Source organism: Bradyrhizobium sp. UNPA324, from assembly GCF_006658635.1.
Classification (GTDB): Bacteria; Pseudomonadota; Alphaproteobacteria; order Rhizobiales; family Xanthobacteraceae; genus Bradyrhizobium; species Bradyrhizobium nanningense.
Window position 1 is genome coordinate 5,534,785 of sequence record NZ_LFJD01000004.1, and the last position, 12,579, is coordinate 5,547,363.

At 64.8% G+C, this 12,579-nt stretch carries 12 protein-coding genes; 3 read left to right on the forward strand and 9 right to left on the reverse strand.

Annotation, left to right across the window (positions count from 1 at the left end; translation table 11 throughout):
- The first annotated feature begins 173 nt into the window (after nt 1–173).
- Complete coding sequence (locus UNPA324_RS26585; protein ID WP_141936718.1) at nt 174–785, forward strand: hypothetical protein; 612 nt, start codon at nt 174–176, stop codon at nt 783–785.
- A 286-nt stretch (nt 786–1,071) separates the two neighbouring features.
- On the opposite strand, the gene UNPA324_RS26590 is transcribed toward UNPA324_RS26585, so the two are convergent.
- From UNPA324_RS26590 to UNPA324_RS26615, 5 genes are all read right to left on the reverse strand, one after another.
- On the reverse strand, nt 1,072–2,160 hold the full coding sequence (locus UNPA324_RS26590; protein WP_128920450.1) for a TRAP transporter substrate-binding protein: 1,089 nt from the start codon (nt 2,158–2,160) through the stop codon (nt 1,072–1,074).
- A gap of 183 nt (nt 2,161–2,343) precedes the next feature.
- Entirely contained in the window at nt 2,344–3,657 is a 1,314-nt protein-coding gene (locus UNPA324_RS26595) for an NAD(P)H-dependent oxidoreductase (protein ID WP_141936720.1), read from the reverse strand.
- A gap of 164 nt (nt 3,658–3,821) precedes the next feature.
- Complete coding sequence (locus UNPA324_RS26600) at nt 3,822–4,622, reverse strand: phytanoyl-CoA dioxygenase family protein (protein ID WP_141936722.1); 801 nt, start codon at nt 4,620–4,622, stop codon at nt 3,822–3,824.
- 135 nt (nt 4,623–4,757) lie between these two features.
- Nucleotides 4,758–5,435 carry a GntR family transcriptional regulator gene (locus tag UNPA324_RS26610; RefSeq protein WP_128920454.1) on the reverse strand — a complete coding sequence of 226 codons (678 nt, stop codon included), beginning with the start codon at nt 5,433–5,435 and terminating at the stop codon, nt 4,758–4,760.
- A 142-nt stretch (nt 5,436–5,577) separates the two neighbouring features.
- Nucleotides 5,578–6,477 carry a sigma-70 family RNA polymerase sigma factor gene (locus UNPA324_RS26615; protein WP_141936727.1) on the reverse strand — a complete coding sequence of 300 codons (900 nt, stop codon included), beginning with the start codon at nt 6,475–6,477 and terminating at the stop codon, nt 5,578–5,580.
- Nucleotides 6,478–6,576: 99 nt separating this feature from the next.
- Between UNPA324_RS26615 and UNPA324_RS26620 the strand changes: the two genes are divergently transcribed.
- Nucleotides 6,577–7,032, forward strand: a complete 456-nt coding sequence (locus UNPA324_RS26620) for a carboxymuconolactone decarboxylase family protein (protein ID WP_141936729.1) — start codon at nt 6,577–6,579, stop codon at nt 7,030–7,032.
- Between the two features lie 48 nt (nt 7,033–7,080).
- Here UNPA324_RS26620 and UNPA324_RS26625 read toward each other — a convergent pair whose 3' ends face one another.
- Both UNPA324_RS26625 and UNPA324_RS26630 read right to left on the reverse strand, forming a co-directional pair.
- A complete protein-coding gene (locus tag UNPA324_RS26625) occupies nt 7,081–7,893 on the reverse strand; it encodes an alpha/beta fold hydrolase (RefSeq protein WP_128920457.1) in 813 nt (270 codons plus the stop codon).
- 17 nt (nt 7,894–7,910) lie between these two features.
- On the reverse strand, nt 7,911–8,729 hold the full coding sequence (locus UNPA324_RS26630; RefSeq protein ID WP_141936731.1) for an alpha/beta fold hydrolase: 819 nt from the start codon (nt 8,727–8,729) through the stop codon (nt 7,911–7,913).
- A 136-nt stretch (nt 8,730–8,865) separates the two neighbouring features.
- Here UNPA324_RS26630 and UNPA324_RS26635 point away from each other — a divergent pair, with 136 nt between their 5' ends.
- Complete coding sequence (locus tag UNPA324_RS26635) at nt 8,866–9,408, forward strand: methylated-DNA--[protein]-cysteine S-methyltransferase (RefSeq protein WP_141936733.1); 543 nt, start codon at nt 8,866–8,868, stop codon at nt 9,406–9,408.
- A gap of 131 nt (nt 9,409–9,539) precedes the next feature.
- On the opposite strand, the gene UNPA324_RS26640 is transcribed toward UNPA324_RS26635, so the two are convergent.
- The gene (locus UNPA324_RS26640) at nt 9,540–11,084 is read right to left on the reverse strand and encodes an acyl-CoA synthetase (protein ID WP_141936735.1); all 1,545 of its coding nucleotides are present in this window, start codon (nt 11,082–11,084) and stop codon (nt 9,540–9,542) included.
- A gap of 209 nt (nt 11,085–11,293) precedes the next feature.
- Entirely contained in the window at nt 11,294–12,466 is a 1,173-nt protein-coding gene (locus UNPA324_RS26645; protein WP_128920461.1) for an acetyl-CoA C-acetyltransferase, read from the reverse strand.
- Nucleotides 12,467–12,579 lie beyond the last annotated feature (113 nt).

The following is a 12,579-nucleotide window of genomic DNA, read 5'->3' on the forward strand; positions in this document are numbered from 1 at the left end:
AAAGGCAGTTCGATTGAACGAACAAGGCCGCCACGTGGCTCCCGCCAAGCCGTGATCATTCAGCCACGATCTGCCGCTAGCACGGAGTGATGGAGTTCATGCGCAGTTCATTCCAAGGCCCCTAGCTTCACGCCGCCAACGCCAACCTTTCCCCCTTTGAGGAGGAGACTTCCATGCCAGCATTGCTTCGTCCCGCTCTCGCCGCGCTCGGCGTTGCGTGCCTTCTGTCCGCAGTATCGCTTGCGTCTTCCGGCGCCGCGTTCGCGCAAGCCAAGCAGCCGCCGGCTCCGAGCCAAGCCCCCAGCCAAGCCGCGCCGGCGCCGACGCAGCAGCAGGCTCCGCCTCTCAAGCAGATTGCGCTGACCGACAAGCAGATCGATGGCGTGCTTGCCGCGCAAAAGGACATGGACGCGGTTACGGCAAAGCTTCCGGAAAACACCGCGCCCGACCAGAAGGTGATCGCGCAGCTCGACGATGTCGCCAAGAAGCACGGCTTTGCCGGCTATGACGACTACAACAACGTCGTCGACAATATCAGCCTGGTGATCGGCGGCTTCGACCCCGCGACCAAGAAGTATGTCGGCACTGACGCCGTGATCAAGGCGCAGATCGCGCAAGTGCAGGCAGACAAGAAAATGCCGGCCAAGGACAAGAAGGAAGCGCTCGGCGAGCTCAACGAGGCGCTGAAGACGCCGGCGCCTCAAGTCGAGAACAAGGCCAATATCGATCTCGTCGCCAAGTACTACGACAAGCTGGTCGCCGCGCTGGGGGATGACGAGAATTGAAGAGGCTGCTACGCCTTCGCGCGTGCGATGCCTGGATGACACGCCGCTCACCACAACCTCCGCTGCCATGCTCCGCCTAGTGCGCAATTGCGCACGGGGGCGGGGCATCCAGTACGCCGCGGCGGATGTGGTAAGAGCGAACTCTCTAACGCCGGCCTCTGGATACTGGATCGCCCGGTCGAGCCGGGCGATGACACCGTTGGGTGCCGCGCCGTTATTGCCTAACAAAAAGCCCCGGAGATATCTCCGGGGCTTTCGTCGTTTTGCGCCTCGCAGCGCGGCGACGTTAGGTCCGTGTCCGCATCCGCATCATGAAGCTGTCGAAGCTGAGCTCGGCGACCTGCATCCAGGCCAGCGAGTCGCTGCGATAGGCCGTCAGGCTCGCATACATCTTGCCGAAATGCGGATTGCTCTTGGCGAGATCCGCGTAGATTCCGTTGGCTGCGGCATAGCAGCCTTCGAGCACCTCCTGCGGGAACGGCTTGAGGATCGCGCCGGCGGCGAGCAGCCGCTTGAGCGCAGGTGGATTGACCGAATCGTACTTGCCGGTCACCCAGGTGAAGGTATCGAGTGAGGCCGTCGAGATCGCCGCCTGATAGTGTTTCGGCAGTGCGTTCCACTTCTCGAGATTCATGATGTTGTGGCCTTGGCCAGTGCCTTCCCACCAGCCTGGATAGTAGTAATACTTCGCGACCTTCACGAAGCCGAGTTTCTCGTCATCATACGGCCCGACCCACTCGGCCGCATCGATGGTGCCCTTCTCCAGCGCCGGATAGATGTCGCCCGCAACGATCTGCTGCGGCACGCCGCCGACCTTCGCAATGATCGTGCCGGCGAAACCGCCAACGCGGAATTTGAGCCCTTTGAGATCATCCATCGATTTGATCTCCTTCCGGAACCAGCCCCCCATTTGAGCGCCGGTCGAGCCGGTCGGAACGCCAATGACATTCTGCTCCTTAAGCAGGTCATTGAGCATGTCCTGCCCACCGCCCCAGATCAGCCAGGAAATGTGCTGGCGCGTGTTGAGACCGAACGGGAGCGCGGTGCCGAAGGTGAATGCCGGGTTCTTTCCCCAATAATAGTAGAGCGCGGTATTGCCCATCTCGACGGTGCCGTTGGAGACGGCGTCGAGCACTTGCAGGCCCGGCACAATTTCGCCGGCAGCAAAAGACTGGATCTGGAAACGATTGTCGGTGATCTCGGCGACGCGCTTGCAGAAATATTCGCAGCCGCCATACAGCGTATCGAGTGATTTCGGCCAGCTCGCGGCGAGCCGCCATTTCACTTCCGGCATCGATTGCGCGACAGCTGGCGCAGCGACTGCACTCGCGGCAAGGCCCAGCCCGCCTGCCGTCAGGAATTTACGACGTTCCATGCGTTTCCCTCCTGTGATGCCGAGTCCTCGACGAGGGGATTGCGATCTTGGTGTCGCTTTGTCTTCGCCGGTGGCCGACGTTTCTTTTTGTCCGAAATTCAGTGTTCCCGGATCGAGGAGCAGCATGACCAAAGGGGACCTGCAAATCAAGCGCACTTTGGTTGCGCTTGCGATGAGCCCCGATCAATGCTGCGCTGCGAACGCCGCTTCCATCGCCTTGCGCGTCTTGACCGTCTCATTGCCGGGATCGAATTCGACATCGCTCCAGCGCACCATTGCGCCGTGCGTGACGTCATGCTTCAGCTTGACGCGATGTGCGAGACCAATCGGCAGCGCGCCCGCCTTCAGGCTGGCGGCGGCCGGTACCAGCTTGCCCCACACCGTGTAACCGCCTTCGCCGTCCAGCATCTCGCCCGCGCGCAGATTGCGCTTGGCGACCGCTGCGACGTCGCCGCGGAAACCGCTGGCCTGGCCGGTGGGCTCACCCCGCAGCGCGGCCGACAGCACCGAGATATTCAGTTCGAGCCCGATCAGATGATAGGGCTTGTACATCGCCGCATAACGTCCGCTGGCGTCGGTCTTCAGGCCGTATTGCCGGAAGCAGTCCGCGGCGTAATCGTTCGGCGCCTCCAGCACGACATAGACGCCCCAGCGCAGGTCGCGGAACACCGGCCGGCCGTCGCGCTCGAGCGAGGAGACGACCTCGACCACGCCAGGCCGCTCCAGCACGCCGCCGCGCGAGCGCGGCCGCATGACGTGTGGCAGATCGTCGACGCCGCAGGGCGGAAACAGCAGGCCGTCCGCGGGCACGTCGAGGGTGCAGGCATTGGCGATCGCGGCCATCTCGATCGCCGATTTGGTGCCGTCGAGAAACGAGTTGAACATCTGCGGATTCATGCCGGCCGACTGCGCTTCGCCTGCGGTCAGGCCGTAATGCTGCCAGACGCCGTCAGGCGTCACGTCGTGATAGGCCGGCAGGTACTTCGTGCCCTTGCCGGCGGCGACGACGCGGAAGCCGGTGGCGCGGGCCCAGTCGACCATCTCGGCGGTGAGCGCGGGCTGGTCGCCATAGGCGAGCGAATAGACCACGCCCGCTTTGCGCGCTTCCTCGGCGAGCAGCGGACCTGCCAGCACGTCGGCTTCGACATTCACCATCACGATATGCTTGCCCGCGCCGATCGCTGCGCGCGCGTGGCGGATCCCCACGGCGGGATTGCCGGTCGCCTCCACCACCACGTCGATCGCACCGCCGGCGATGGCGCGCGCGCCGTCATCGGTGAACATTGTCGCCGCGATGCGCTCCGCGTCCCAGCCGACGGTGCGGCACGCCTCGCGCGCGCGGTCGCGGTCGATGTCGACGATGATGGGCACCTCCAGCCCCGGCGTGTGCGGCACCTGCGCCAGAAACATCGAGCCGAACTTGCCCGCACCGATCAATGCGACACGGACGGGCTTGCCGGCGGACGCGCGGGCCTGGAGGAGGCGGAAGAGGTTCATGGGAGGATCCGATCATGATGGTGGTCCCGGACGCGGTGCAGCGCTTCTTCAGCGCTGCTCCGCAGAGCCGGGACCCAGAGAGAGACTATCCGTGCAGCATGGGCCCCGGCTCTGCAGCGCATCGTCGAAGAGACGCTGCGCTGCGTCCGGGGCACGAGACTCATCTACTCCGCCGCCTGCCGCAGTGCACGGGCAAGCCGCAGCAGCGCATCGTCATCCACCGTCTTGATCGGCGCAAAATCGCGATGGGCGATATAGTCCGGCCGCGTGGGGGTGCGGATGTAGTTCGAGACCGCGTTCAGCGTCAGATACACGATCTTGCGCGGATAGGGCGTGATGTTGCCGGCCGAGCCATGCACCAGATTGCCGTGGAACATCAGCATGCCGCCGGGCTTGCCGGTCGGCGCCACGATTCCGCCCTGCTCGACAAGGCGTGTCACCGTCGCCTCATCCAGCGTCCACAGCGGATAGGATGTGGTGGCGAGGTCGTGCGAGGCTTCGAGATCGCCGGCGTTCTGGCTGCGCGGCACCAGCATCAAGGGGCCGTTGATCGGCATCACCTCGTCGAGGAAGATCGCGATGTTCATCGCCCGCGGCTCCGGCATGCCGTCGTCGCGCTTCCAGGTGCCGTAATCCTGGTGCCATTGCCAGACGTCGCCGGTGAAAGCCGATTTCGCGTTGATCTTGAACTGGTGCATGTAGACGGGCTCGCCGAACAATTGCTCGACCGGCTCGATCATGCGCGGATGTGCACCCAGGATGCCGAATGCCTCATTGTAGAGATGTGCGGCAAACGCCGTTCGCGGCGCGCCGCTCTTCTCGCGCCAGACTTCCGGCCGGTCGGCGTCGTAGATGCCGACCGCCTCGCGCGCGAGCAGATCGACCTCCTCCTGGGCGAACAGCTCAGGCAGGAACAGCCAGCCCTCGCGGTGGAAGAACTCCAATTGCTCCTGAGACAGTTTCATGGGCCGTCCTCCTTGGCTTGTTTATTTGTTCTCTCTCGTCATGGTCGGGCTTGTCCCGGCCATCCACGTCTTTGCGCCGCGTCCAGGAAAGAACGTGGATGCCCGGCACAAGGCCGGGCATGACGGTCATGGTCGCTACGCCGCCGCCTCGTTCGTCGCCCTCAACCTCTGCTCGGTCATCCGCCCCGCCGTTTGCGCATGCGCCAGCGCGGCGCGCTCGGCCGCGCTCGCATCGCCTGCAAGAATGTGTCCGGCGATGTCGGCGTGCTCCGCCCAGGCGCTGCCGCGATAATCGAGCTCCGACAGCACCGTCGCCATCGAGCGACGCATATGCGGCCATTGCGGTGCGATCGTCTCCTCGATCACGGGATTGCCGGCGAGCTGATAGATCGCGCGGTGAAAATCGACATCGAGCACGATGAGCTCGGCCAGCGTCGTCGTGCGATCGATGAGGCGTCCGGCGGCGAGGGCGGCTTCCAAACGCGCGCGGCCGGCCGCGTCGAATCCCGCGCGCATCGCCGCGAGCCGGGCCGCCAGTGCATCGATCGCGCCGCGCACCTCGTAGAGCTGGCGGATGCGCGCGGGGTCGAGCTGGGTGACCTCGAAGCCGCGCTTGCCGCTCTCGGAGACGAGACCTTGCCGGTGCAGCAGATGCAGCGCATGCGAGACCGGCTGGCGCGACACGCCGAGCCTGTCGGCGAGCTCGTTCTGGCGGATGCGTTGACCGGGCTGCAGCGTGCGATCGGAGATCGCCTCCAGGATGCGCGCATAGACCTGGTCGATTAGGTTCGGAAGCGGGTCGAGCGGAATCACGCGGTAGCTCCGACGACAAAAGGGAATACGGAATTCCGTATTCGAAGCTACGCTTCGTAAGGTGAACCCGTCAAGCGGTATCCGAGGGTGACAGAATGACTTCTCGTTAGGCCGAGTAAGTCATTGATTTCGCTAGGCCCGTCTACAGTGCATGGGGTTGTTTTCGTGATCTTGTGTCCGGGCCTCTTCCCTCCAGCACCTCCACCTCCAGCGCAGCGATCTGCTCCGCATCGGCCAGCGCCTCGATCCCGGCAATCCGATCGCCCCTGAACGTGACACGCAGCGCGATGCGCAACTGCCCGCCGAGGATGACGGCCACGCCGATCGCGCCGTCGACCAGCGCCGTCCGCGCCGCCTGGGCACGGCCCTTGTAGAGCTGCGCAACCGCATCCGCGCCGCGGATCTCAGCCAGCGTGCCGAGGCGCACCGCAGCCTGATCGGCGCGGAAGACGACGTCGGGATCGAGCACGGCCAGCAGTCCCTCGAAATTGCCCTCGCGCGACGCCTTGAGGAAGGCATCGACGATTCCGCGCTGACGCGACAGGTCCGTCTCAGGCACCGGCGCGCCCTGCACGCGGCGCCGCGCCCGGCTCGCGAGCTGCCGCGACGCCTCGACCGAGCGGCCGACGATCGGTGCGATCTCCTCGAAGGGGACTGCGAACATGTCGTGCAGCACGAAGGCGAGCCGCTCCGCAGGCTGCAGCGTCTCCAGCACGACGAGCAGCGCGGCGCCGACCGAGTCAGCCATCTCAGCCTCGCCCTCTCGCATCTCGTCGACCGGCTCCGGCACATGCGGGCCGATCGGCTCTTCCTTGCGCGACTTCCGTGCTCGCAGCATGTCGAGGCAGATGCGCGCGACCACGGTGGTCAGCCAGCCGCGCAGGTTCGCGACCTCGGACATGTCGTAGCGGCTGACCCGCAGCCAAGCCTCCTGCACGGCATCGTCGACCTCGGCGCGGGAGCCCAGCATCCGGTAGGCGACCGCGCGCAAATGGTCCCTGCTCGCCTCGAATTGCTGGGTCAGAAGATTTTCTTCGGTCATCGGTCACATTCCCTCGTCGCGATCCGTCATGACCATGACGAAGCCAATCCGGCCGATGTGACCGGAACCTTCGAAATTCGAGCGATGGAGACGCAAAAGATGCACGCCCGCATGAATCACCCCGTCATGGTCCTGCCCGAGGCCATGAATGTCCTTCAGTCCCTCGGCAATCTGACCAAGCAGGGCTTGCCGGAAAAGCTCCTGGAACTGGTGCACCTGCGCGCCAGCCAGATCAATGGCTGCAGCGTCTGTGTCGACATGCATCCCAGGATCGCCCGCAAGCTGGGTGAGACCGACGAGCGCCTGTTCGCCGTATCGGCCTGGCGCGAGGCGCCTTATTTCACCGACGCCGAGCGCGCCGCGCTGGCGCTGACCGAGGCCGTCACGCGCCTCGCCGACCGCGAGGATCCGGTGCCGGATGCGGTCTGGAGCGAGGCCGACAAGCATTTCGACGAACGCGAGCTGGCGACCCTGATCCTCTCGATCGCGACCATCAATGTCTGGAACCGGCTGAACGCAGCAATCAAGATGCCGGTCGGCGTGTGGAAGGTGTGAGTGTCTGTGCCTTCTCCCCTTGCGGGCGCAAGGGGAGAAGGCAACGGCTCACTCCGCCAAGAACCTGCTCACCATCTCGCCGAACTCCAGCGGGGCCTGCTCGAACATCCAGTGGCCGGCGTTCGGAATCACGGCCGTCTCAGCTCCCGCGATGTGCTCGGCCAGCACGCGCCACATCACCGACAGGCTGCCGGTGGTGGCGGCGCCGCCGATCAGCAGCGTCGGGGTCCTGATCGCCTGCGCGTCTGCGCGCGTGTAGGGCCGGCGCTGCTCGTTGATTTGGCCGAGGAACGTCAGCGCGTTGTCGCGCAGCTGCTGCTTGGCCGCCGCCGGCACGCGCCGCCAGGAGCCGTCGCCTTCGATGCCCTCGTAGAAATTCTGCAGCGCGCCCTCGATGTCGCCGGCGCGGATCATCTCGACCGAGCGTGCCGTGCGCGCAGCCAGCGGCGGATGCGCGGGCGTGCCTTCGGGCACCGGCAGGCTGGCATCGAGATCGCCGCCCGGCTCGGCCAGCACCAGCTTTCGCAGCAGATCCGGCCGCGCCTGCGCCACGCGGAACGCGATGTGGCCGCCGCGTGAATGGCCCATCAGGTCGACGGGTGCGGGCTTCACCTGTTCGATGAATGCGATCATGTCGGCGACGTGCTGGGCCATCTTGTAGTCGTCGCCGACGGCGTCCCAATGCTCGGGGAAGAAATGCCGCAGGCTGACCGCCATCACGCGATGGGCCTTCGACAGCGGGCCGAGTACCGAATACCAGGTACGGAAATCACCTAGCGTACCGTGCACGCAGACCAGCGGTGGGCCGTCTCCAACCTCGAGATAAGCCATGTCGTAATCGTTGACGCGAAATGTCTGCATGATCAGCTCGCCAAGAATCAACCTGCTAAGTAGTCGAGAACCACTTCGGAGAATTTCTGCGGCGCCTGCTCGAACATCGGATGCGTCGCGTTCGGGATGACCGCCGTCTTGGAGTAGGGCACATGCGCGGCGAGCGCATGTAGCACCTTTGGCAGCAGCCCCTTGGTCCGCGCCCCCAGGATGAACAGCGTCGGCATCTTGATGGACTCCGCATCCGCCTTGGAGAACGGCGGGCGGTTGTCGCGGACTTGCCCGATCAGCGTCCTGGCGTTGTCGCGAAGGTTCTGCTTCACCATTGCCGGCAGCCGCGGCCAGGTGCCGGGGCCCTCCAGCGTGTCGACGAAGACGGCAAGGCCGCCGTCGACATCGCCGGCGGCGATCTTCTCGGCCGAGGCCGTGAACCGCGCCAGGAGCGGCGAGGGGCCGTCGACATAATCGGGATCGAGGCTAGCATCGAGCTCGCCGCCGGGCTCCGCCAGGACCAGCCGTCGCAGCAGATCGGGGCGCGCTTGCGCGACGCGGAAGCAGATGTGCCCACCGCGTGAATGGCCCATCAGGTCGACGGGCCCGAGATCGAGCTTCTCGATAAAGGCGATGACGTCGGCGACATGCTGGGCGATCGAATAGGTGTCGCCGAAGCCGTCCCAGCGTTCAGGGAAAAAGTGCCGCAGGCTGACCACGATGGCCCGGCGCTGCTGCGTCAGCGGCCCGAGCACGCAGCCCCAGACGCGGAAATCGTTGAGCGAGCCGTGCACGCAGACCAGCGGCGGCCGGCCCCTGTCCTCGCCCACGTCGAGATAGGGCATGTCGTAACCGTTGACGTGGAGGCTTTGCATTCGGGACTCGCGAGGCGGGCGGAACTCCTGTGCAAGATTCCCGGAAACCGGGTGGATCGCAACTATTTCCAAGCCTAGATTTGGTCCGAGATCACAAGGGGGGCATGCGACAAGCAACGCAGCCAGGAACCAAGCCATGACCGACCAGCATTTTGCCCTGTTCGACACCAGGATCGGCCTCTGCGCCATCGCCTGGGGCCCGCGTGGCATCAACGGCACGCAATTGCCCATGGGCGGCGAGCAGAAGATCCGCACCCGCATCAGCCAGCGCCACGCTGACGCCGTCGAGACCGAGCCGACCGCGGAGGTGCGAGAGGCGATCGACCGCATCGTCAACCTGCTCGCGGGCGAGCCTGATGACCTCACCGACATTCCGCTCGATCTCGACGGGGTGCCCGACTTCAACCGCGGCGTCTACGAGATCGCCCGCGCCATTCCGCCCGGCAAGACCATCACCTATGGCGATATCGCCAAGCAGCTCGGCGGCGTCCAGCTGTCGCGCGACGTCGGCCAGGCGCTGGGCCGCAACCCGTGCCCGATCGTGGTGCCGTGCCATCGCGTGCTGGCCGCCTGCAACAAGCCCGGAGGCTTCTCGGCGAATGGCGGCGTGGTGACGAAGCTGAAAATGCTCGAGATCGAAGGCGCGCTGGTGAACCACACGCCGAGTTTGTTTGATTGAGGCTCTTGTAGGGTGGGTTAGCCCTGCAGATGCGCGAAGCGCATCTGCTCGGCGTAACCCACCACGTCTGCCGCCGCGAAAGCAGAAGAGGCGGGTTACGCCTACGGCTAACCCACCCTACGAATCCTCCCCTAAATCTTCGCCGTCGTCTTCGGCCAATATTTGTCGCGCAGATGCCGCTTCACCAGCTTGCCGGTGGGCGTGCGTGGCAGCTCGGGCTCGAAATCGATCGAGCGCGGGCACTTGATGGCGGAGAGGCGGCCCCTGCAATAGGCGATCAGGTCCGCCTCTAGCGCTTTGCCGGCGCGGCTCATGTCGTGGGGCTGCACCACCGCCTTCACCTCTTCGCCCATCTCCTCGTTGGGCACGCCGAACACCGCGACGTCGGCGACGTCGGGGTGGGTGATCAGCACGTCCTCGGTCTCCTGCGGGTAGATGTTCACGCCGCCGGAGATGATCATGTAGGACTTGCGGTCGGTGAGATAGAGGAAACCATCCTTGTCGAGATAGCCGACGTCGCCCAGCGTCGACCAGCCCTTGGCATTGTAGGCCTTCTTCGTCTTCTCGGGGTCGTTGTGATAGGTGAACGCGGGCGCATCCGCGAAATAGACCGTGCCGATTTCGCCCACCGGCAGCTCCTCGTCGTTCTCGTCCAAGATCTTGACCTTGCCGACCACGGCGCGGCCGACGCTGCCGCGATGCGCCAGCCATTGCTGCGAGGTGCAGACGGTGACGCCGTTGCCTTCCGAGCCCGCGTAATACTCGATCAGGATCGGCCCCCACCATTCGATCATTCTTGCCTTGACGTCGACCGGACACGGAGCAGCGGCGTGAATGGCGCCTTTGAGCGTGGAAACGTCGTATTTCCCGCGCACGTCGTCTGGCAGCTTCAGCATGCGCACGAACATGGTCGGCACGAGCTGCGACTGCGTGACCTTGTATGTCTCGACCAGCTTCAGGAAATCTTCGGCGTCGAAATGTTCCATGATGATGGAGGTGCCGCCGAGCACGATCGCCATCATGTTGAAGCGCAAGGGAGCAGCGTGATAGAGCGGCGCGGGTGACAGATAGGTGCTCTCGGCGTTCATGCCGCACATGTCGGCGCAGAGCACGCGCAGAAGCGGATTCGGCTCGTCGATTGCCTTGCCCTCGAACGCCTTCTTGACGCCCTTGGGCCGGCCGGTAGTACCGGAAGAATACAGCATGTCGTAACCGGCAACCTCACCGGCAATCGGTGTCGTCGGTTGCGCGGCGGCTTCCTTGTCGTAGGAGCGGAAGCCAGGCAGCGGCTCGTCCATCATGTAGAAGATCGGCTCGCCGGCGGCGCCCTTGATCAGGCCCTTGATCTGGTCGGCACATTTCGGCGTGGTGATCACGACCTTGGCGCCGCAATCGGCGATGATGTAGTCGATCTCGTCCTGCTTCAAATAGCGGCTGATCGCGGTGTAATAGAGCCCGCTGCGCTGCGCGGCCCAGCACAGCTCCATGAAGGCGAGCCGGTTCTCCATCAAGAGCGCGATGTGGTCGCCGGCCTTCAGCCCGAGCGAGCGGAACAGGTGCGCGCCCTGGTTCGAGAGCTCGTCGAGCTCGCGATAGGTGATCGCCTTGCCGCTGCCGGCCATCTGGTAGGCGATCTTGTCGGGCTTGGTGCGGGCGTGGATGGAGGGGTGGGTCATGGCGCAGGTCTCGCAACAAAGAAGGTGTCATCCCGGCCTAGTTGCGCAATTGCGCACGGGAGCCGGGATCCATAACCACAGGGCGTGGTCGTTGAGACGAGATGGAGCTCCGGCGCAGCATAACCACAGTCTCCCGTGGCTATGGGTCCCGGATCGGCGCGCGCTTGAGGCGCGCTTGTCCGGGACGACACCGTTTCTATGGTCGGAGCTTACAGCCGCTCCACGATCGTCACGTTGGCCATGCCGCCGCCTTCGCACATGGTCTGCAGGCCATAGCGCTTGCCGCGCTGATGCAGGGCGTGGACGAGCGTCGTCATCAGCTTGGTGCCGGAGCCGCCGAGGGGGTGGCCGAGCGCGATGGCGCCGCCGTTGACATTCAGGCGCTCGGGATCGGCGCCGGTGGTCTTCAGCCATGCGGTCGGCACCGAAGCGAAGGCCTCGTTGACTTCGAACAGGTCGATATCGCCGATCTTCATGCCGGTCTTCTCCAGCGCGCGCTTGGTCGCGTGCAGCGGCGCGTCCAGCATGATGACGGGATCGCCGCCCATCATGGTCATGTGATGGATGCGCGCCAGCGGCCTGACGCCGAGCTGCTTCAGGCCGCGTTCGTTCACCACCATGACGCCGGAAGCGCCGTCGCAGATCTGGCTGGCGCTGGCCGCCGAAAGCTTGCCGTTCTCGGCGATCAGCTTGACACCCTTGATGCCGTCGAGCGTGACGTCGAAGCGGATGCCTTCGTCGATGTGGTGGGTGTCCTTGGAGCCGTCGGCGCGGGTGATCTCGAGCGGCACGATCTCCTTCTTGAAGTGACCGGCTTGCGTCGCCGCGATCGCGCGCTGATGGCTGTCGTAGGAGAATTGGTCGAGCTCATCCTTGGAGAGGCCGTACTTCTCCGCCATCATCTCCGCGCCGGTGAACTGGCTGAACACGATGTTCGGATACTTCTTCTCGATGCCCGGGCTCTTGTAATTGCCAAAGCCGTTCTTGGCCGGAAGCTGCGACGACAGGCCCATTGGCACGCGCGTCATCGATTCCACACCGGCGGCGATCACGACGTCCATCGCGCCGGACATCACGGCTTGCGCGGCGAAGTGCAGCGCCTGCTGCGAGGAGCCGCACTGGCGGTCGATCGAGGTGCCCGGCACGCTCTCCGGCAGCTTCGACGCCATGATCGCATTGCGCGCGACGTTGTTGGACTGCTCGCCGACCTGCATCACGCAGCCCATGATCACGTCCTCGACCTGGGCGGGATCGACCTTGGTGCGATCGACCAGCTCGTCGAGCACCTTGGCGGCGAGATCGGCCGGATGCCAGCCGGCGAGGCGGCCCCCCTTGCGCCCGCCGGCGGTACGCGCAGCGGCGACGATGTAAGCCTCGGCCATGTCGGTTTCTCCCTGAATTCTTGATTGGGGTTGGGTGTCGGGGACGGATTTAAGGGACGGGAGATCGTTTAGTCAATCGATCAATTAACTCTTGTGATGAGGCGCTGCTTGGG